This is a genomic window from Aliiglaciecola lipolytica (genome assembly GCF_018860635.1).
Classification (GTDB): Bacteria; Pseudomonadota; Gammaproteobacteria; order Enterobacterales; family Alteromonadaceae; genus Aliiglaciecola; species Aliiglaciecola lipolytica_A.
The window spans coordinates 40,392-63,286 of the sequence record NZ_JAHKPT010000004.1; the positions used below are offsets into that span (position 1 = coordinate 40,392).

General features: G+C 41.4%; 14 protein-coding genes. 9 read left to right on the forward strand and 5 right to left on the reverse strand.

Translation table 11 applies throughout. The annotated features are described in order from the left end of the window. The first annotated feature begins 3 nt into the window (after positions 1-3). The 4 genes from sucC (at position 4) to KO530_RS00520 (ending at position 10,016) form a co-directional block, all read left to right on the forward strand. Entirely contained in the window at positions 4-1,170 is a 1,167-nt protein-coding gene (gene sucC / locus KO530_RS00505) for an ADP-forming succinate--CoA ligase subunit beta (RefSeq protein ID WP_216046433.1), read from the forward strand. Further along, complete coding sequence (gene sucD, locus KO530_RS00510) at positions 1,170-2,042, forward strand: succinate--CoA ligase subunit alpha (RefSeq protein ID WP_216046434.1); 873 nt, start codon at positions 1,170-1,172, stop codon at positions 2,040-2,042. The genes sucC and sucD overlap by 1 nt, the downstream gene beginning before the upstream one ends. A gap of 493 nt (positions 2,043-2,535) precedes the next feature. Next, positions 2,536-5,628, forward strand: coding sequence for a TonB-dependent receptor (locus tag KO530_RS00515; RefSeq protein WP_216046435.1), 3,093 nt, complete (start codon positions 2,536-2,538; stop codon positions 5,626-5,628). Positions 5,629-5,693: 65 nt separating this feature from the next. Beyond that, positions 5,694-10,016: an alpha-1,6-glucosidase domain-containing protein gene (locus KO530_RS00520; RefSeq protein WP_216046436.1), complete on the forward strand. Its 4,323-nt coding sequence runs from the start codon at positions 5,694-5,696 to the stop codon at positions 10,014-10,016. A gap of 113 nt (positions 10,017-10,129) precedes the next feature. Here KO530_RS00520 and KO530_RS00525 read toward each other — a convergent pair whose 3' ends face one another. Then, the gene (locus KO530_RS00525; protein ID WP_216046437.1) at positions 10,130-11,158 is read right to left on the reverse strand and encodes a LacI family DNA-binding transcriptional regulator; all 1,029 of its coding nucleotides are present in this window, start codon (positions 11,156-11,158) and stop codon (positions 10,130-10,132) included. A gap of 188 nt (positions 11,159-11,346) precedes the next feature. On the opposite strand from KO530_RS00525, the gene glnS reads away from it, so the two are divergent. Next, entirely contained in the window at positions 11,347-13,011 is a 1,665-nt protein-coding gene (gene glnS / locus KO530_RS00530; protein WP_216046438.1) for a glutamine--tRNA ligase, read from the forward strand. A gap of 103 nt (positions 13,012-13,114) precedes the next feature. On the opposite strand, the gene KO530_RS00535 is transcribed toward glnS, so the two are convergent. Then, complete coding sequence (locus tag KO530_RS00535) at positions 13,115-13,861, reverse strand: YciK family oxidoreductase (RefSeq protein ID WP_216046439.1); 747 nt, start codon at positions 13,859-13,861, stop codon at positions 13,115-13,117. A gap of 356 nt (positions 13,862-14,217) precedes the next feature. Between KO530_RS00535 and KO530_RS00540 the strand changes: the two genes are divergently transcribed. Together KO530_RS00540 and sohB are read left to right on the forward strand one after the other, a co-directional pair. After that, positions 14,218-16,797 (forward strand): VolA/Pla-1 family phospholipase, encoded by a 2,580-nt coding sequence (locus tag KO530_RS00540; RefSeq protein WP_216046440.1) that lies wholly within the window; start codon positions 14,218-14,220, stop codon positions 16,795-16,797. Between the two features lie 249 nt (positions 16,798-17,046). Next, complete coding sequence (gene sohB, locus KO530_RS00545; RefSeq protein WP_216046441.1) at positions 17,047-18,069, forward strand: protease SohB; 1,023 nt, start codon at positions 17,047-17,049, stop codon at positions 18,067-18,069. An 88-nt stretch (positions 18,070-18,157) separates the two neighbouring features. Here sohB and KO530_RS00550 read toward each other — a convergent pair whose 3' ends face one another. After that, a complete protein-coding gene (locus tag KO530_RS00550; RefSeq protein ID WP_216046442.1) occupies positions 18,158-19,987 on the reverse strand; it encodes a M2 family metallopeptidase in 1,830 nt (609 codons plus the stop codon). A gap of 79 nt (positions 19,988-20,066) precedes the next feature. Continuing rightward, complete coding sequence (locus tag KO530_RS00555; protein WP_216046443.1) at positions 20,067-20,405, reverse strand: hypothetical protein; 339 nt, start codon at positions 20,403-20,405, stop codon at positions 20,067-20,069. Between the two features lie 129 nt (positions 20,406-20,534). On the opposite strand from KO530_RS00555, the gene KO530_RS00560 reads away from it, so the two are divergent. Beyond that, positions 20,535-21,296 (forward strand): Nif3-like dinuclear metal center hexameric protein, encoded by a 762-nt coding sequence (locus tag KO530_RS00560; RefSeq protein ID WP_216046444.1) that lies wholly within the window; start codon positions 20,535-20,537, stop codon positions 21,294-21,296. Between the two features lie 11 nt (positions 21,297-21,307). On the opposite strand, the gene elyC is transcribed toward KO530_RS00560, so the two are convergent. Then, positions 21,308-22,066, reverse strand: coding sequence for an envelope biogenesis factor ElyC (elyC, locus tag KO530_RS00565; protein WP_216046445.1), 759 nt, complete (start codon positions 22,064-22,066; stop codon positions 21,308-21,310). Positions 22,067-22,081: 15 nt separating this feature from the next. On the opposite strand from elyC, the gene KO530_RS00570 reads away from it, so the two are divergent. Next, positions 22,082-22,888, forward strand: coding sequence for a methyltransferase domain-containing protein (locus KO530_RS00570; protein ID WP_252728689.1), 807 nt, complete (start codon positions 22,082-22,084; stop codon positions 22,886-22,888). The last annotated feature ends 7 nt before the right edge of the window (positions 22,889-22,895 follow it).

Below are 22,895 nucleotides of genomic sequence, written 5' to 3' on the forward strand. Positions count from 1 at the left end.
ACCATGAATTTGCATGAATATCAAGGTAAGCAATTATTCAAAGAATATGGCTTGCCAGTATCTGAAGGGTTTGCAACAGATTCTCCAGAAGAAGCTGCAGCGGCGGCTGATAAAATTGGCGGAAGCGAATGGGTAGTTAAGTGCCAAGTACACGCGGGTGGCCGAGGTAAGGCTGGCGGTGTTAAATTAGTTAAATCTAAAGACGAAATAAAAGCTTTTGCTGAAAAATGGTTAGGTAAAAACCTAGTTACATTTCAAACAGACGAAAACGGCCAACCAGTTAGCAAGATCTTAGTTGAATCTTGTACTGATATCGCCGATGAACTTTATTTAGGTGCGGTTGTAGACCGTACTTCTCGTCGTATCGTTTTCATGGCGTCTACTGAAGGCGGCGTTGAAATTGAAACTGTTGCTGAAGAAACACCTGAAAAGATTTTAAAAGCTGAAATTGACCCAATCGTTGGTGCTCAACCATACCAAGCTCGTGATATGGCATTTCAGTTGGGCCTTAAAGGCGTACAAATTAAACAGTTCACGCAAATATTCTTAGGTTTAGCAAAAATGTTTGTTGACCTTGATATTGCCCTGATCGAAATCAACCCTCTAGTAATCAAAGCTGACGGCGACATTCATTGTCTAGATGCTAAAGTTGCTATCGATGGTAACGCAGCATATCGTCAGCCTAAAGTTAAAGCTATGCACGATCCATCACAAGATGACGCTCGTGAAGCTGAAGCGGCTAAATGGGAACTTAACTATGTAGCACTAGACGGAAACGTTGGTTGTATGGTTAACGGTGCCGGTCTTGCAATGGGAACTATGGATATTGTTAACCTTCACGGTGGCAAACCAGCTAACTTCCTTGATGTTGGTGGCGGTGCAACTAAAGAACGTGTAGCAGAAGCATTTAAAATTATTCTTTCTGACAGCAACGTTAGTGCAGTATTAGTTAATATTTTTGGTGGAATTGTACGTTGTGACATGATCGCTGAAGGTATTATTGGTGCAGTTAAAGAAGTAGGTGTAAACGTACCTGTAGTTGTACGTCTTGAAGGTACTAACGCTGAACTAGGACGTGAAGTATTAGCTGCTTCTGGCCTAGATATCATAGCTGCAAGCAGTCTAACTGACGCAGCTCAGCAAGTTGTTAAAGCTGCGGAGGGCAAATAATGTCTGTATTAATTAATAAGCATACTAAAGTTATCTGCCAAGGTTTTACTGGTGGTCAAGGTACTTTCCACTCTGAGCAAGCGATTGCTTACGGTACTCAAATGGTTGGTGGTGTAACTCCTGGTAAAGGTGGTACAACTCACTTAGATTTGCCTGTATTTAACACAGTACGTGAAGCTGTTGAAGCAACTGGCGCAACTGCTTCTGTTATTTATGTACCTGCTGCATTCTGTAAAGATTCAATTGTCGAAGCTGCTGATGCGGGCATCGAATTGATTATTTGTATCACTGAAGGTATTCCAACAATCGACATGTTGTTCGTAAAAGAATACTTGACCGTGAAGGGCGTTCGTATGATCGGTCCTAACTGTCCAGGTGTGATCACTCCTGGAGAATGTAAAATCGGTATCATGCCTGGCCATATCCATAAGCCTGGAAAAGTAGGTATTGTTTCTCGTTCTGGTACATTGACTTATGAAGCCGTTAAACAAACTACGGATGAAGGTTTTGGTCAATCTACTTGTGTAGGTATTGGTGGTGACCCTATCCCAGGTTCAAACTTCATCGACATCCTGAAATTGTTCCAAGAAGATCCAGAAACAGAAGCTATTGTTATGATTGGTGAAATTGGTGGTTCTGCAGAAGAAGAAGCTGCTGAATTTATCAAAGCTAACGTTACTAAGCCTGTTGTATCTTACATTGCTGGTGTTACTGCACCTGCTGGTAAGCGTATGGGTCACGCTGGCGCAATTATCGCCGGTGGTAAAGGTACAGCTGATGAGAAGTTCAAAGCACTTGAAGATGCCGGTGTTAAAACGGTTCGTTCACTTGCTGATATTGGTAAAGGGCTACGCGAAATTACTGGTTGGTAATCTGCGTTTAATTTGCTAGATAAAACCCGTCATTTGGCGGGTTTTTTTTATTTATTTTAGTCTAAAAAACGACCTTTTTATGGCTATTTAAAGTCGTCTAAAAAACACAAATATTTAACAATAATCTCGTTATTAAATAATATCCTGTTGTCTCAATGTTAATCATGATCTTGACTTTCCCTTTGCTATTATTGTGCCTAAATATGAGAGTAAATCTGTTTTAGTTACCTAGTAATCCATCTTCTCGTTCAAATATTATAAATAAATACAGAAGCTTAAGATCATTTCATTCGTTCCAACTTTCCTGATTAGATCTTCATTTTTAGCCAAAATCTATACATCACTGCATTGAATACGTATGCACAGCATTGAGTGTTCTGTTAACACAGATGTAACATTGTATGATCGTAAATTTTGGTGTTATTGGCCAATCGTATTTAGATTGTCGATAAAATTTTCAAATAGAAACCACAAACGGGAACGGGAAACACACATGAAAAAATTCAGACCCAGTTTGATTACAACAGCTTTGCTTGCAAGCGGTATGACACTCACAAGTATAAGTGCCCTTGCTCAGGAAACAGAGTTGCAACAGCCTGATGCAAAGGTGGATCAAATCGAAAAAATAGAGGTTAAAGGATTCAGAACAAGTCTAATAAAGTCCCTTAACCAAAAGCGTTTCAGTGACACTGTTTCAGAGCAATTATCAGCTGATGATTTAGGTGGTTTACCAGATGTATCTATGGCAGATGCATTGACGCGTTTACCCGGTATTTCAGCGGTGAGAACGGGAGGGCAAGCTGCTGAAATAAATATCCGAGGATTATCTGGTGATTTTGTTTTTTCAACTTTAAATGGTCGAGAACAAGTATCCACTAGCGGATCTCGCTCAATCGAATTTGATCAATACCCGTCTGAATTAATTTCCTCTGCAGCGGTATACAAATCTCCCAAAGCATCCTTAATTGAAGGTGGAGTAGCAGGCACAGTTGAGTTGCAAACAGCTAGTCCATTGTCTATTTCAGAAGATTACAAGTTCAATATGAATGTGCGAGGCATGTATAACGATCGGGCAGGTGAAGTGTCCGATGCAGAAGAATTTGGTCACCGCATTAGTTTTTCTTTCCAAACTAAAATGCTAGATGACACTTTAGGGCTGGCGCTAGGTTACGCAAGGTTATTTCAGCCTAGTGTATCTACTCAGTTTATAGGTTTGGCCTACAATACTGAGCGTGATGTAGATTTCCTCGAAGGTGATGAGGAAAATTATGACCCTACCTCTGATGTGCCTAAAGATCAGCAATGTATCGAATGTGAATTCGTCAGCGAAGGATTCGAGATGCAGCACAAAGGTGGCGAAGAAACCCGTGATGGCTATATGGCCGCTATCGAATGGGCACCCACTGATAATTTTGTATTAAAAACCGATGCATTTTATTCCCGTTTCGATTCTGAGGAATTTGCCCGTGGTTTTCGAGTTAAGCTAGAACCAGGTACCGCAGTCATTACTAACCCTGTTGTGGATAATAATACGGTTATCGGCGGCACATTTAGTCGCGGTACAGATTCATTTACTCGTGTTGAGTTGGTAAATGATGACAATCAGGATTTTGATGAAATTCAGAATTTCGGATTAAATGCAGATTGGCAGGCTACGGATAATTTGAATATCAAAGTCGATTTTTCATATTCAAAGGCCAAAAGTGAATTTAGAAACGGTCTATTGTGGTCATTAGTAGGGGCCGAAGATGAAAGTGGAACGCCTCGATTTGATACCGATATTTCAATTTCATATTTGCTCAATGGATTGGATTTGCCGGATATCGGCTTTAGTCAATTTGATGATTTTTCAGATGTAAATAATGTCTATGTGACCAAATATGGTATCTATCCTTATGAAAATGAAGATGAATTATTTGCATATCGTTTAGATCTTACATATGAAGTTGATAATCCATTTATTTCTTCATTTGAGGTTGGGGTTCGTTATTCAGACCGCGAATACTCTAATGATCGCTCAGTATATGAATATGGCAGCGACTCTTCATTTTCCGCCAGTCAACCGCCTTTGGCGTTGAATGATCAGTTGGCTTCTGTGGTCAATTGGGAAGGGGATTTTGGTTATTTCCCAAGTTACCTCTCTGTGGATCTTGATAGCGCATTGTCAGCTTGGTTCCCCGAAGGAACACCACAGCCAGTTCAAACCTGGGGAGCAGGTCATCCTGGTGTGATCAACAGTCCAGGCGGCACCACTAATACGGCATGGTCGGTGTTAGAAAGTGGCGAAGTCTATGAAAAAGTGTTGTCTGCCTACATCATGGCAAATATTGACACTGAAATCGGTGATTTACCCATTACAGGAAACATTGGTATTCGTCGTGTTGAAACAGAACAATCATCTACGTTTTTACAAGATGTAAGTCGCAGTATTCAAGTGGAAGGGACTGATCCTGATACCGGAGAGACTATCCTAGTTGATGTAGTTATGGGAGATCCTGAGTTAGGAGCGCAGTTAATCACCGATGAAGTTGGCTTGATCAATAATTTTTACCGTCCAGAGTTATTAGTTGATAAATACACAGACTATTTACCTTCGTTCAACTTGAATTTTAAATTGACCGAGCAAGACCAACTTAGATTTGCAGCGGCAAAAGTGATGGGTAGACCTCCGATTAATCGCTTATTCGCCAATTCAAATGTTCGTGTAGCTGATGTCAACGCGACTATGAATCCAGATTCTGGGGAAATTTCCGTTGATCGTGATGCCGAGCTATCCGGTAGTTCAACCAACAGCCCTTATTTACGTCCATTTTATGCTAATCAATATGATATCTCTTATGAGCATTATTTTGATGAAACCGACGGAGCAATTGTTGTCGCGTTATTTTACAAAGATATTAAGTCATTTATTAATGACTTTACCATCGACCCCTTTGATTTCGCTGGCAATGGCTTCCAAACCCCTTCTTCTATTGAAGTACCTGTGTTCTTAGATTCTGATGATCCAAGCGCCGAAGCAACGCAAGCCACAGATGCCAATGGTGAGCCATTGTTCATTACGGTTCCAACCACGAATGGACCCTACACAACGGCCGTTAACAATAGAGAAGGCGGTTATATTCGAGGTATCGAATTGGCTTACACCCAAGTTTATAGCTATTTACCTGCACCTTGGGACGGCTTAGGGGTGAGTGCGAGTTACTCCTACACTGAAAGTGAAATTCAATTTCAAACAAATTTGGGTGGGACAAGTGTTCCGCAACAATTACCCGGATTATCTGAAACGGTAGTAAATGGCACATTTTTCTGGGAATACGAAGACTTCGAAACTCGCGTGAATGTGCGCTGGCGTGATGCGTTTGTCTCAAAACAAGTTGCTGTAAATGAGCAAATTGTTAACTTCGATGACGAACTCATTATTGACTATCAAGCATCATACGACATCAATGACAATCTAGGTGTGTTGTTTCAAATTAATAATCTAACGGATGCACCCACCAAAAGTTATTTCGGTCGAGAATCTCAAACCGGCACTATTCAATACTTTGGAACCCAATACTTCCTTGGGGTGACGTACTCGCTATGAAACTAACCAAACTTTTTAAATCGAATCGTCGCTGTCAAAAGAAAATAACATTGGAGTATAGACCTATGTTTACTAATTTAAGCGCATTAATAAAGATGATGCTGCTAGCAACCGCACTGATTTTAACTGGCTGTGGTGGAGCTGATGTTAAATCGGGAAGCAATAACTTGCTGACCTGTAGTGTCCCTAATGTACCTAATTCAACGGGCACTGCATGCGTGGCACCACCGCCGATTCAGTGTGATGCGCCCACTGTACCTAATGAGACCAATGATGCCTGTGTGGTGGGAGCTGACCCAACTGCTCCTGAACCTATGGTGACCCCGGAAGCGGATCAGGCGGTTTTGTATTATAACCGAGCAGCGGTAGGTGCGGATAATTCCTCTACTGATCCCTCCTATGAAGGCTATCGTTTACACACGTGGAATAATGATACTTGTAGTGCATATGCTGACTCTGATACCGATTGGGCTAATGGTCGCGTGCATGACGGAGTGGATCCTAATTATGGTGCATATTGGGTTATTGATCTTGTTGAAAACTACGCGGGTAGCGCAGGAGCGTGTGGAAACTTCATTATCCATATTGGGACTGATGACGCCGGTAAAGAAATGGGCGGCTCAGATAAAAGAATGCCGCTGTCTCAAGATGATCCCAAATTCGCACGCATGAATTTTACGTTCTCTGGTGAAGAGGCCGTATTCGAGTATCCGATCGTTTCGCTCGGTCCTCAACCAGTTAAAATTGAAGGCCAACAAGCTCACTGGCTAGACGTTAATACCTTACTTTGGGATACCAGTGACGCGGTTGCTGTGGTGAAGTTACATTATTCGGCTGATGCTGATTTGGTCGCTTCTTTAGAGACTGGTTTAAATGGTACTGCTATCGAATTGACGGCAACTGACTTAACCGATGAACAGCAAGCCATTGCCCCTCATTTAGCGAATTTAGGCGCGTTTTATGGTGATTGGTCTGTAGAGGATGCTAAATCTGTATTTAAAACCCAAGCCGTTTTGGCCGGTTATAACGCTGAGGGACTGATAGTTGCTGCAACGGGTATTCAAATGGCCAATGCAATTGATCAGGTGTATACGTCAGGGGATATGGATGCGGATGAAGCAACGCTAGGTCCAATCTATGATGGCGATACAATCACTGCTTCAGTATGGGCGCCAACTGCGCAAAATGTACAATTAAAACTGTATAACCAGGACAAAACACTGGCGTCAACCATACCTATGTCAGTAGATGATGATACTGGTGTTTGGTCGTATACCGGCGGTGCGGAATTAGATCGACAATTATACCGATATGAAGTGACTGTTTATCATCCAAAGGCAAGCGGCATACAGGTATTAAATGTCACTGACCCTTATTCGGTTAGTCTTTCCACAAATAGTCGCTTTTCTCAATTTGTGAATTTGCAGGATGATGATCTTAAACCGGATGGGTGGGATTCACATGTGATTCCTACTATTGAAAATTTTGAAGATGCGGTCATCTATGAAGGGCATATTCGCGACTTTAGTGTGCGCGACCAAAGTACTTCGGCAGCTAATCGTGGCAAGTACTTAGCCTTTACTGAAGACGGCAGTTTGCCAGTAGAGCATTTACGCAAGTTAGCTGAAGCGGGTGTCACTCATTTCCATTTATTACCCGCTAACGATATTGCTTCAATCGAGGAAGACACAACTAAAGTCGTGGATTTAAACAGTACTTTTGGTCAACTTTGTCGTTTAAATACCAGTGCCGATATTTGTAAAGATGGCTCAATTAGTGAAGATATGACCTTAGCTGAGCTATTTGAAAGTTTTGGTGTTGGGGAAGGGCAAAAAGCCCAAGAGTTAACTCAAGCTATGCGTAATCACGACCAGTTTAACTGGGGGTACGATCCGTTTCACTTTAATGCGCCAGAAGGTAGCTATTCCTCTGACCCTGAAGGGGTTGCTCGGATTAAGGAAATGCGCGCAATGAATATGGCATTGCATGGGCTAGGATTACGTGTGGCACTGGATGTTGTATACAACCATACCAATGCGTCAGAACTCAGCACAAAATCTGTCTTAGATAAAGTTGTTCCTGGGTATTACCACAGGTATGCAGTAGATACTGGCGCGATTATTCGTGAAACCTGTTGCGATGATACAGAACCCCGCAATGTGATGATGGAAAAATTAATGCAAGACTCACTTACGTTGTGGGCGTCTGAATATAAGTTTGATTCTTTCCGTTTCGACATTATGAGTCAAGCCAGCAAAGATACGATGGTACGGTTGTTTGAAGCGGTTAAAAGTGTGGATGAAGATACTTATTTCTATGGTGAAGGCTGGACTCGTGAAGACCGTGGTTACGAACAAGCGAATCAAGGGAATATGGCTGGTACAGAAATAGGTACATACAATGACCGAATACGTGAAGCGGTTCGACAAGGTCACATCTTCAAGCGCGAAGCTGATAATGCCGCGATGCTCGACCAGGATAGAATTAAAATGTCATTGGCAGGCACCCTAACTGATTACGTCCTGGAAGATTTTAATGGTGTTGCTTCTACCACTAGCAGCATTGGTGGCTACGCGACAGATCCTGCTGATATTATCAATTATGTATCTAAGCATGATAATGAAACCTTATGGGATAATTTCCAATATACCTTGCCTGATGACTTAACATTGGCAGAGCGTGTGCGTGCTCAAAATGTAGGTGCTACTTTACCACTCATGTCTCAGGGTATCCCGTTCTTACAAATGGGCGGTGATTTCCTACGCTCTAAATCAATGGACCGTAATACCTATGATGCTGGAGATTGGTTTAACTACGTAGATTTCAGCATGCAATCGAATAACTGGAATGTTGGTCTACCATTAGCCGAGGACAATCAAGATAAATGGCAGCAAATGCAAATTTTCTTTGCTGCACCTGAACGTGCTGCAAGCATGACTGAAATTGAATTTGCTTCTGCAATATTTGATGAGATGCTAATGATACGCTCGGGCAGTCCTTTGTTTAGATTAACCTCTGGCGATCAGATAATAGACCGTCTTGGGTTTCACAATATTGGTCGCCGTCAAACTAACGGTTTGATTGTGATGAGTATTGATGATGGAGTATCTGCCGATCCTGATATGCCCAGAGCTGATCTTGATCCTATGGTCGATGCTTTAGTGGTGGTGGTTAACACCAGCTACGAAGAGCAAAGCCACACTGTCCCAACTGCTACTGATTTTGAATTGCACAATGTGCAAATGGCTTCTACAGATCCTGTGGTTCGCGGCGCTTATTTTACTGCAGGTGAGGGAGAGGGGACCTTTACGGTGCCAGCCTTAACCACTGCAGTGTTTGTTAAACCACAAATGGGCGCTCAAGGCACAGGCTTATCTGCTTACGCCACATCAGGTGCTCCTGATGTTGTACCCTACGGCAGTACTTCCGTGTTTGTCCGCGGTGGATTCAACGGTTGGGGGGAAAGTAATAGTATGAACTATGTCGGTGACGGTATTTATGAAGCTGTTATCGCTGTTGCTGCCGGAACTTATGAATTCAAAGTGGCGTCTGCCGATTGGTCTACAGTTGATTTTGGTTCTTCCGATCAAGTTGTGTTGTTAGGAGATGAAAAAACCTTATCAAGAGGCGGTTCGAATCTACAATTGACACTAACCCAAGACGCTACCTTGAAATTTGTTATTGATGCAAGTGACTCAGAAGCTCCTGTATTTAGTGTTGATCACGAAGAACCTTTCTTCGGAACAACGGTATTTGTTCGTGGTGCTATGAATGGTTGGAGTGAAGATAACCCAATGTCTTATGATGTTGGCGGTATCTACACTACTACAATGAATATTGCCGCCGGAGATTACGAGTTTAAAGTGGCATCAGCTGATTGGTCGACTGTTGATTACGGTAGTGCCGAGGCAAATACTTCTATCGTAATTGGCCAACAAAAGTTTTTAGCTAAAAGTGGTAGTAATCTAGCGCTAACGATTGAGCAGGAAGGTGAATATAGCTTTGTTTTTGATGTAAGCAATATTGAGGAACCCACTGTTTCTGTGTTTTCTACGGAGTTTTTTGCAGATACGTCTGTTTATATTCGAGGTAGCATGAATGGGTGGGGCGAAGTAGATGTATTAAGCTACGACGGTGCTGGAGAATACTCCGTGCAAATTAACCTTGAAGCTGGCAGCTATGAATTTAAAGTGGCTTCTGCTGATTGGTCTACTGTTAATTTAGGTGCTGCAGAAGAAAGTACTTCAATCGATTTAGGGACACCCTTAGGCCTGCTTTATAATGCGAGCAATTTAATGCTAGAAATTGAGAGTGCAGGTTTGTATCAATTTAAGGTGTCAGGACCTGACCCTGAAGCGGCTGTGGTAACAGTGACTGCGGTGGAATAACACTATATAAATTTATGAGCAGCTAGCCGCGCTATTTATCGTCTTATTACTATAAAATGAGACTTTATTTAGCGCGGTTTTTTACTTTCTGCAACAAGTTAAAGCCGTTATATCTACTTCTTACATCCACATGATTCACGCTGAATCACTTCTACTTGCATGGATTGTGTCTTAGGTTCTTCGCCGTTTATAAGCGACAATAGACTGGCGACTAATAATTCACCTGCACGAATCGTGTTTTGCGAAACGGTAGTTAATGCAGGGTGAGTGAATCGTGATACCGGAATATTATCATAGCCTACGACCGCAATATCATTGGGGATGTGTCTACCTAAATCTTTACAGGCTTGCATTACGCCAATCGCAATTAAATCACTGGCACAACAGATTGCATCTATTTCTGGACTAGCGGTCAAAAGTTGTTTGGCGGCATCATACCCAGAGTTTTCAGTAGAAAATGCTTCAACTTGGTAGTTTTTATCTACTTTTAGCTGGGCATCTTTTAACGCTTGGCAATGACCTAAGTAACGGGCCTGAAATTCAGGGGCATGGTTATCTGCGCCACCAACAAAACCAAAGGTTTTACGTCCAGACTTAATCAAGTGTTGTGTCACATCAAATCCGCCTTGGTAGTTGTCACAGCCAATGGAAAGTCCAGGGTGAGCTTTATCTTCGGCTCCCCATCTGACGAAATGGGTTTGTTGTTCTTCCAGCTGAGTTAACTTATCTCGATAATCAACAAAATCGCCGTACCCCAGTAAAATGATACCATCGGCTTTATTCGTGTCTTCGAATTCGGCGTGCCAGTCATCACTCATATTCTGAAAAGATATGAGCAGATCATAACCTGCATTTGAACTTGCTTTGGTAATACTGCCTATCATCGATAAAAAGAACGGATTAATTAGAGAGTCATCGGTGGTCAGATCTTCAAACAATAATAAGGCTAGGGTTCTACTTTGTTGTTGGCGTAAATTACTCGCATTTTTATCCACCTTGTAATTTAGCTCAGTGGCTATCGCTTTGATTTTATCTCGAGTTTGTTGGTTAACCAGAGGGCTATCCCGAAGGGCTCTGGAAACAGTAGATTGTGACACGCCGGCGAGGTGGGCAATATCAAAAGAGGTCGCTTTTACTTTCATAGTGGTAACATTTTATTATTCTTTAGCGATGCTGGTAAATGGAAAACCTTATATTCGTTACTTTTATACACCAGCTTTCAGGTGAATGCTTTATAAATTATTTGATTAAAAAGATTTTGCCTTTGTATCAAAGTGCTATAATGCCTTCTTTTTTCGTGTCTAATACATGTGTTACAGGGGAACTATTAATGGCCGAGACAGACATTCGTCCGACCAACTTTATACGTCAAATTATTGATAAAGATTTGCAAGCAGGGTTGCACCAACAAATACATACTCGTTTTCCGCCTGAGCCTAATGGTTATCTGCATATAGGCCACGCGAAATCGATATGTCTGAATTTTGGCATTGCACAAGATTATCAAGGCACCTGTAACCTCAGGTTTGATGATACCAATCCAGATAAAGAAGATATCGACTATGTCAATTCAATCAAGAACGATGTTCAATGGTTGGGGTTTCATTGGGAAGGCGATGCCCGTTATTCTTCAAACTATTTTGATCAGTTGCATGCTTATGCCACGCAATTGATAGAAAAAGGCTTGGCATATGTAGACTTTTCTAGTCAAGAAGCGATGCGAGAAATGCGTGGTACGCTAACTCAGCCTGGACAAAATAGTCCTTATCGTGACACTACAATTGAGCAAAACTTAGCTGAGTTTGGCAAAATGACAGCCGGAGAATATGCTGAAGGCCATTGTGTTTTGCGGGCTAAAATTGATATGACTTCCGCATTCATGTGTATGCGTGATCCGGTTATTTATCGCGTTAAATTTGCCCATCATCATCAAACGGGTGATAAGTGGTGTGTTTATCCAATGTACGATTTTACCCATTGTATATCTGATGCCATTGAAGGGATTACCCATTCACTATGTACGCTAGAGTTTCAAGATAATCGTCGTTTGTATGATTGGGTTATTGACAATATCGATATTCAATCACAACCACGTCAATACGAATTTTCACGCTTAAACCTAGAATATACGGTTTTAAGTAAGCGTAAACTGATTCAATTAGTTGAAGAAGATTTTGTTAACGGTTGGGATGACCCGCGGATGCCTACTATCGCTGGATTACGTCGAAGAGGGTTTACACCTGCTTCAGTGCGTGAATTCTGTAAGCGTATTGGCGTGACCAAAATGGATAATATGGTCGAAATGGGAATGCTTGAAGCCTGTATACGTGAAGATCTTAATGAAAATGCCAATCGCGCTATGGCAGTATTAGCTCCCGTTAAGATCGTGATTGAAAATTATCCTTCTGATCAGGTTGAAGAACTTACCGCAGCTAATCATCCTAATGATGAAAGTAAAGGAACTCGCACTATTCCGTTTACTCGAGAAGTGCTAATCGAAGCCGATGACTTCCGTGAAGAAGCGAATAAGAAATTTAAACGCTTAGTATTGGGTAAAGAAGTGCGCTTGCGCAATGCCTATGTGATTAAAGCTGAGCGAGTTGAAAAGAATGACGCAGGGGAGGTCACAACGATTTATTGTAGTTATGATCCCGATACATTAGGTAAAGACCCTGCTGATGGACGCAAAGTAAAAGGAGTAATTCATTGGGTAAGTGCGAGTAAAGCCTTACCGGCTGAAATACGACTTTATGATCGTTTGTTCACGGTGCCTAATCCTGCAGCTGAAGAAAACTTTGTTGATTGTATCAACCCTGATTCTTTAATTGTGAAAAATGGATGGGTAGAGCCAAGCTTATTAGATGCTGAAATAAATCAAACCGTACAATTTGAACGTACGGGGTATTTCTGCAAAGACAAGGACAGCAATGAATCTAATCTAGTATTTAACCGTACAGTGGGTTTACGTGATACTTGGGCTAAAATCGGCGATTGATTTTGTTTCAACGTCAGTAGTAAAAATGCGGCTTTCATTAGCCGCACTTTTGTTTTTGAACCTTCGCTTAAACTCATTTTCATCCAAGCATAAGTTCAATTTGCTACGATTTAGGTTGGGCTACAAAGGTTTTTCCATTCTCTTCTTGACTGTCATCTGACATCAAATATAAATACAATGGCATAATATCTTCCGGCGCTTTAAGTGTACTTGCATCCTCTCCTGGAAATGCTTTTGAACGCATTGAAGTACGAGTAGCCCCTGGATTAATGCAGTTAAAGCGTAAACTTGAGCCTGCGTATTCATCAGCTAAGACTTGCATCATTCCTTCTGTTGCAAATTTTGATATTGCATAGCTTCCCCAATAGGCTCTGCCTTGGCTACCAACACTGGAACTGGTAAAAATAACTGAAGCTTTAGGAGCGAGCTCAAGGACTTCTAATAATGCTTGTGTCATCAAAAATTGACTGTTTAAATTAATTTGCATTACTTGATTGAAAATATCTTCTTCAATCTGTTTAAAAGGTTCTAAATGCCCTAACACGCTGGCGTTTTGCAATACACCATCAAGCTTTCCAAACTGACTAATAATGGTATTGGCCATATCTTGGTAGTGTTTTTTAGTGGCACCTTGCATATCTAAGGGTACTATGGCGGGTTCTGGGTATCCTGCATTGACTATTTCATCGTAAACCGATTCCAGTTTTTTTACCGTCCGACCTAACAGAATGACAGTTGCCCCATGTTTGGCAAACGTTATTGCTGCTGTTTTACCGATACCAGCGCCGGCGCCGGTGATTAATATTGTTTTATTTTGTAAGGCATTTAATGGTGCAGAATAATTGAGCATTTTAAAAATTGAGTTAAACCAAAGATAACGAATTCTAACATTTAAGGGCTTTTTGAGGTATTCATTTTTGAGTTAACTGCATAGCATTGGGAAAGGCTGGGGGATTTCGATATTGTCTAGGTTTCTAGCTTGGTGACCTTTATTCAAAAATTATAACCTACTTGTTCACTGTAATTGTTACCTAACAAAATATTAACAAACCTATTTGCAAAAAACTAACAAAGCCAATACTATGGGGGCAATGACAACTGGTCATACTTGTTAGATAGTGGACAGTTCAAGCTTTGAACGAAGATTGACTAAAAAAACCACATTTTATAAGTGTATCAATGAAATAACTGTATTTGGGAGAAATAATGAAAAAACTGTTAATCAGCACAAGTATCGCTGCAGTGTTTGTGCTCGCTGGTTGCGGTGGTGGCGACGAACTAAAAGAAATCCAACAGGATACAACTAAAACAGTTCCCGCTTCACGTATTATGTTTGACCCCGCCAATAGTGTATTGAATGTTCCAAGTGACTTATTTTTCGCTTTAGTGGAAATCACTGACGATGGCACATTGGAAATGCCTGATGAGATAGCAGGTCAGGCAAATGGTGCTACCCCTGATTTTGGAAACCCTTCCGCTGCATTAGGCGCGTTAGATGGTTGGTCTACTCAACATCCGTTTACTTTTTCTACTTCACACCCTACAGGTGTTAGTTTAGATGCTAGCTCAGCCGCTAGTGCCGGAGCTGTGCGTATATTTGAAGGCGCAATTGGTGGTGATTTGAATGACCCCGACTGCACCACTGCACCACCAATAACCGGTTGTAAAGTGGGCGATGAATTAACCTTTGGTGTTGACTTTATTACTCAAGCAAGTGGTAACGACGTTGCAATTATTCCACTTAAACCGTTGAAAGAATCAACTTCTTACTATGTGGTGGCAACAAATAAATTAACTGCTGGTGGACAGGCGTTGAAACCTTCAACCACCTATGAATTGGTTCGTCAGGATCTGACAACGCTACCTTTAGCAACAGATTCACAACGTAGCTTACAAGGGATTATAAACTCTTATGAAGCCGTGTTAACCAGTCAAGCTGGCCTGAGTCAAGACGAGATAATATTCAGCTATACTTTTACTACTCAATCTACTACGCAAATTATTGATACCGTTAAACAACTGCAAATTGCACCTTTCGCACAAGCTCTGCAAGCGGGTCTTTCACCTGCCGAAGCCGCTGCATATTTGCCAGTCATTCCAGTAACAGAAGCATCTGTGTCCACGGCATTTGATATGTTAGCGCCGAGTATTTTGGGCGAAGATCAATTGGCGGGATTAACTGCTGTAGGATTAAATACTTGTGATGGTATGATTTCCGCTATTTCTGATCCTTCATCTCCGTTATTCTCCACAGCTGCTGCCGTTTTTCCGCAGGTAGGGGCGTTTTGTGCCGCATCCATGAAAACAGGAAGTATTGACCTTCCTTATTACAGTGATCCGGCTGATCCTTTAAATGGTCGATGGGAAGCTGCTTGTACCAATGGTCTTGCGCTACAAACCTTGGGCAGTGAGCAAATTGCCACGCTTTTAGCCAATGGTACTATTAGCACCGGTCCTAATAATGATCTTTGTCAGGCTGCGTCTGGCGGACAGTTATTAGATTTAGACCTAAGTAATTTAGGTATGAACGATTTAAGACACGTAACACGTTACAGTCCTATTCCTGCAAGGCAGGGGTCTAACGACGATGGAACTGAAACTCTTGATGTGCAGATTACTGTACCAGATGCCAATGTGATTGCTGTGTTAGCTGCGTTACCTAACTCTGGTGTAACTGCTATTAGTAAGCCGGAATCTGGTTGGCCTGTTGTTATATTACAGCATGGTATCACTTCTAAGAAAGAAGACTTCTTAGCTATCACTGGCGCTTTGTCACTAGCTGGTTTCGCAACAGTAGCAATAGATCATCCATTACATGGTAGTCGTGGATTTACTATTGACGGACAAATTGTGAATACCTCCACCGGTTTTGGTGGTTCAACCACAGATTATTTGAACCTTGCGTCGCTATTAACCACACGTGATAACAACCGTCAGAGTATTGTAGATGCTATGGGATTGCGTTTAGGACTTAACGCTGTTGTAGATTTAACTGGTGGTAGCGTTGATTTAGATAGCAGTAAAGTCTCATATATTGGACAGAGCTTAGGTTCTATAACGGGTATTACATCCGTAGCCTCGTCAAATAAATCATTCGGGGAAACCAGTCCTCTTGCTGCGTTTGATTCTATGTATGCATTTGAAACAGCGGTATTCAATGTACCTGGAGGTGGCACTGGTGGTTTCTTAATCGAGTCGCCTAGCTTTAGCAATCTAATTAAAGGTTCTTTATTAGCTTCATCATCCGCTGAATTCCAAGGGTATTTAGTTGAATATGCAACGGAAAATCAAATACCAGCAGAGCAAGCTATCATTCCTGCCTTTATTGCTTATGAAGCGCAACTTGATGAGGCTGGTTTAGCTGAGATTAATGCTACATTTGCGAGTTTTGTGTTTGCAGCACAAACGATAACGGATGCATCTGATCCTAATAACTTTGCGGCATTACTTGCTTCTAATAGTAACTTTATGTTCCAAGAAGTGATTGGTGGCGGGACTAATGATGATGGTTCAACTGCATTGCCAGATCAGGTCATTCCTAATTCAACGGTAAATTCACCGACCTTTGCGGGAACTGAGCCATTGGCAAAATTCGCTGGCTTGAGCGGAGTTTCAACTACCACAGATGGTAATGGACTGGTGCGTTTTATTGCTGGTGTTCACTCCAGTTTATTGAGCCCTTCGCCTAGTGCAGATGTAACAACTGAAATGCAAAAACAAGCCGCTGCGTTTTTTGCAACCGGCGGGACTATTGTTGTCACTGACACATCGGTGGTTGCCAATTAAGCCAAAGTGATTAGAAAAGCCAAGTCTATGACTTGGCTTTTTTTTGCCTGCTCTTATCTTAAATTGCGAACTCAGCTATATTCTGATAATTGTAAATACGTGGTCTGTGTCTGAATGTGAAAATAAAGCGCTTTTAATCTCACATTTTGTCCCCACATAGATGGATTACCTTGTGATCGGCTTTTGAGCTGATCCCCAAATTAGTAATATTATTCAGTTGATACTTGTATCAAGATAAAGGAGTAACGCTTGGAGTTTTTATTTCAATATGGCTTATTTGTGGCCAAAGCAGTCACCATTGTGGTCGCAATTTTACTGACAGTAGGCGGTATCGTTGCCCTTGCTTCAAAGCAAAAACAGGGCAATGGACAGTTAGAAATTAAATCTGTTTCTGAGCAGTTTGAAGAGTTAAAGGAACATGCTCAACATCTCCTTTTAAGTAAAGAACAACTTAAGAAAAAGCAAAAAGAACAGAAAAAAGCGGATAAAGTCGCTAAAAAGAAAGATGAATCTGACCAAAAGCCGAATTTATTTGTAGTGGATTTTAAAGGCTCAATGGATGCCCACGAAGTGGATAGTTTACGCGAAGAAATTACGGCTATTTTATGCGCTGCTCAGCCAAAGGATGAAGTGTTGGTGCGTTTGGAAAGTGGTGGTGGAGTTGTGCATGGTTATGGATTGGCAGCATCTCAATTACAGCGTCTAAAAGATAAAAATATTCATCTCACCGCTGCGGTCGACAAAGTGGCGGCAAGTGGTGGTTATATGATGGCCTGTGTGGCGGATAACGTATTAAGTGCTAAATTTGCGATCATAGGTTCAATTGGTGTGATTGCTCAGTTACCGAACTTTAATAAGATTTTAAAGAAAAACGATATTGAGTTTGAACAACATACCGCAGGGGATTTTAAGCGCACATTGACGTTGTTTGGCGAAAACACTGATCAGGGAAGAGACAAGTTTAAGCAAGAACTTGAAGAAGTGCATGTGATGTTTAAAGACTTTGTATCATCTCATCGCTCTGAGCTAGACATTGATAAAGTGGCTACTGGTGAATACTGGTATGGTAGTCGTGCAAAAGAGCTAGGCTTGGTTGATGTTATTCAAACCTCTGATGACTTTTTAATGAGTAAATTAGAGAGCCGAAATATTTATTCAGTTAAGTACAGTAAGAAAAAGGGTCTAGCTGAAAAGTTAGGTAAAGCCGCATCTACTGGGATTGAGTCCGCTTTTGTAAAGCTATGGTCAAAAAGCCAGACCCTTTTTAAATAAGAGCTCGTTGCTTAAAATTATAATCGTACAGAGATGGAAATGAAAAGAGCGATCTAGGTCGCTCTTTTTTATGCTTAATTTTTAACTGTTACCAACCACATTGTCGACCTTGGTTTTGTTCATCTAACCAAGCTTTAAGAGGCTCAAAGTAATCAAGAATGGCGGTGGCATCCATTTCAGGTTTGCCGGTTAGGGTTTCCAAGGCTTCTTGCCAAGGTTTGCTTTGACCCATTTCCAACATATTATTCAAAGCTGCTCCGGCTTCTTTGCTACCGTATATCGAACAGCGATGAATAGGACCTTTATCACCGGCAATTTCACACAAGCTTCGGTGGAATTGGAACTGTAATATATGAGCTAAGAAATAGCGTGTATAAGGAGTATTGGCTGGTACATGGTATTTAGCACCTGGATCAAATGCATCGGCAGGGCGATCAACTGGTGCCTTCAAACCTTGATACTTTTCACGTAGTTCCCACCAAGCTGTATTGTATTGTTCTGGTGTGACTTCTCCTGAGAATACTTTCCAGCGCCATTGATCAACCATTAACCCAAAAGGTACGAATGCTATTTTATCTAAGGCCAGTTTAAGTAACATGCCTATATCATTCGAAGCATCTGGAATAGTATCCACTAAACCGATTTCTTTTAGATATTTTGGGGTAATGGATAAAGCAACTGTGTCGCCAATTGCTTCATGAAAGCCGTCATTGGCAGCCCCTTGGTATAGCGTTGGTTGCTTATTATAGGCTCGTTGATAGTAGTTATGGCCTAACTCGTGATGTATTGTTGAGAAATCTTCACCATTCTTCTGAATACACATCTTAATACGCAGATCTTCTACGTTATCTAAGTTCCAAGCTGAAGCATGACATACTGCATCTCTTTCAGTTGGCTGTTTGAACATAGAGCGTTCCCAAAAGGTTTCTGGTAGGGGATCAAAGCCTAACGATGAGAAAAAAGACTCTGCTTGTTTAACCATCTTAATTTCATCGTAATTGTGCTCTTCCAAGGCTTTGGTTATATCAATTACGTCCATTTTTTGCTCGGGTTTGACGATGTCATAAACATTGCCCCAAGATTGCCCCCACATGTTACCTAATAAATGTGCTGGAATTGGTTCATTTTGAGGAACAATGTCTTCGCCATATTTCTCGCCTAACTCTGCACGAACGTGACAATGAAGTGCTTCATAGAACGGTTTTACTTGTCCCCATAAACGGTCAAGCTCTTGGCCAAATGCATCCGCTTCCATGTCGTAGCTGCCGCGCCACTGTTCGCTTAAATCTTTTTTACCCAGTTCTTGGGCACCCAAGTTCGCTAGTTCAGTTTGCTCCGCATAAAGTGCTTTCATTGGTGGAGACACTTGGCGCCAACCTTCCCACATTTCTAAAAGTAGCTTAGGGTCACGCTCAGTTGCCATAATGTTAGACATTTCAGGGAGACTGAAACATTCATCTTCAGTACGGCAATATTTACCTGCGCCGTACATGCCTCCTAACTCAGACCCTATCTGGGCTAAACGCGCAGACTTCTCTGGATCTCCAGGGGCAGGCATCACCAAGATATTAGACATTAAATTAAGCTTACGTCGTGTATCTGCATCAACTTCAACAGAATTAAATTTTGCAGCCTCTTTGGCATAACTGGTCGCTTTGGAAGTAACTTTTTCGTTAAAATAGGCACTTAACGCAGCAGTATCTTGGTTAATGTATGTTTGATAGGCCCACTCAGCCTGGGCTGCAGGTACTAACATTTCTGCAAGATCTTGTTGCGCTTTTTCAACAAACTGCTGCGCATCTTTTTCAGTTAAAGCTTGAGGTTCAGACTGTGAGGAGGCTTCTTGTTTATCCCCACATGCAGCCAAACCTAAGGCAGCAATAACAAATAGTGCACTTTGAGTGCGTTTGAAAGTCATGTGTTTTTCCTTTTAAAAACAGAAATGAAAAAGCGGCTAATAAGCCGCCTAAATCGTTTATCACCTAGCATTGTACAAATTAACGTGGCAGTTTTGAACCAGGATTTTGCGCCATAATCTGATCTTGCCAATATTGTTTAACAGAGAAACTGCTTTTTGATTTAGCTTTCTTGGTTGCCTTTGCTTTTGCCGCAAGTTGCTTTTGTTGTTTAGCAGTTTTGTTTTCAACCGGTTCAACTTTAGAGTCACTTGATTCTAGTTCAGTAATCATTTCTTCGAGAGCTGACAAACGGACATTTTTACCGCCGTCGACACTGTACCAACCGCCTTTTGCTTCTATTGTCGGCGCTTTGCCGTGGGCGGATTTATATGCTTCGGTAAATTTCTCGATAACCTGTTCTTTGTCCAGTTTGCTCATCGTAGGGTCTACACCTTTTTGCTAAAAAAAAATTGATATTGTTGAAATGCTTTTATACCGTGTTTTCAGAAAGATGTCTAATTTCGACATTTATGTGTATAAAATGCTATTAAATTGTAAAGAGTGAATATGAGCATCAATAATCAAACGTTGTTAAGCCACCTTAATCAGCTGCTAAAACCAGAAAAAGTTAAGGATTATTGTCCTAATGGGTTACAAGTAGAAGGCGTGTCTGAAATTAGCAAGATTGTTACTGGGGTAACTGCTTGTCAGGCACTAATTGACCGCGCTGTTGAGTTGAACGCAGATGCAATTTTTGTTCACCATGGCTATTTTTGGCGTGGTGAAAATCCCTGTATTGTTGGCATGAAACGTCAAAGAATTAAGCAGCTTATTAATCACGATATTAATCTTTACGGTTATCATTTACCGCTGGATATTCACCCAGAATTAGGTAATAACGCGCAATTAGCAAAAAGGTTAAATATAGAAGTCATCGGAGGTTTGGAACAACAAAATCCGCAAAGCGTCGCCATGCATGGGCAATTCGAAACACCATTAACCTTGCAGCAATTGGCTAAAACTGTTGAGCAGTCATTACAACGTACACCACAAATCATTAGTGCTGGTGAGCACAGTATAAAATCAATTGGTTGGTGCACAGGCGGCGGCCAAAGTTATATTGAAATGGCAGCAGAGCAGGGCATAGATGCGTTTATCAGTGGCGAAATATCTGAACAAACGGTGCATGTCGCCAGGGAGATGGAGATCCATTTTATCGCCGCCGGCCACCACGCAACGGAACGTTATGGAGCCAAAGCCTTAGGCGAGTATTTGGCCAAATCCTTTGATTTAGACGTGACTTTTGTGGATATTGATAATCCGGTATAGTCACCAACAGGTTAGAACCAACTTTTTACTTTGACCCAAGTATTTCCCATCCATTCATACCACCAGCGCTCAAACTTGTATACGTTTTGGGCGTTTGGTAGCAAGTATCCGCTGTCGCCATCCTCAGAATCACGCACCAGGTGTTCCGTTGGCGCGGCAATAGGTTTTAAACCTTGTTGTTCAAACAAATTAACTGCCCGTTTCATGTGAGAGGCTGATGTGACTAAGGCAAATGCTTTATTATTCAGGGTGGCGCGCAAATTTGCCGCTTCTTCTTCGGTATCTTTGGATAACGAAACCTCGATAATGCGATTTGATGGGACTCCCATTGCAATCAAAAACTGTGCGTTCATATAGGCGTTACTGAATGTTTGGCGTCCTACATTTCCCGACGTCACTATTTTTGCCTGTGGATTATATTGCAATATTCTAATCGCCTCTGTAGCTCTTATTAGCGAACAAGGAGAAAGTTGAGACGTAATAGGGACAGCTCTATCATTGACATGGCCACAGCCGAGTACGACGATATATTCGACCTTATTAGCAAGATCGTATTGTGGATATTGACGTTCTAAGGAATGCAATAGCGTATTTGGCAATGGCGCAAAAGAAACCAATATAAAACCGATGACTCCCGCACTCAAAAACACATTGGCTTTAGCGTATTTTTTCCGCCAGATATAGAAAATAGCGATTAACAAAAGCAATAGAATAATCGGAAGTGGCATTAAGAATACACCGATAAACTTTTTAATTAAGAACAAATCCACGTAAAATGATCTCCAATGAAGTCACTAGAAGTGAACGCAACTTGTTCACCCCAATATTATAATCCTATGAGTAAAAATTCAGATCAAAGCTTTGATTCGTTGATGGATAAATTTGCCAACAATATTTATGGTTCGAGTAAAGGTAAACTGCGCCATGAATTGTTAGTTAATAACCTGCACGATTATATCAAGCTTGCAAATAAACCGCTCGATATAATCGATGTTGGTGGTGGCACAGGGATTATGAGTAAGGTAATGCTAGAGTTGGGGCATACCCTTACGTTTAATGACTTGTCGGCTGAAGCAGTTGAAATGGCAAAGGAAAACTTGGCTGAATTTGATGATGTGACTTTTGTTTGTGGTTCTCTAAATGACTTACCACCTAACAAAACCTATGACTTGGTGATTTGCCACGCTGTTTTAGAGTGGTTGAATTCACCGTTTGAAGCTATTTCCGCATTGGTGTCTCAAGTCAAGCCAGGTGGCATTTTGTCGTTAAGCTTTTTTAATAAAGATGCGCACCGCTTCGGTAATCTCCTTTATGGTAATTTTGATTATGTTGCTGCTGACATGAAAAATAAAAACACAGTGAGATTGAATCCTAACAATGCGTTAGAACCAAAAAAGGTCATAAGTCACTTACAAAACTTGCCAGTAGAGATTATAAGCAGTGCAGGGATTCGGTGTTTTCATGATTATTTGAAAGATACAACGAAACAGCAAGACGAATATGAAAATATAAAAGCAGCGGAAATAAAATATGGCCATACCGAACCCTACAAATGGTTAGGTAAATATTTCCACCTTATTGTTCGTTGTTAAAGTTGGC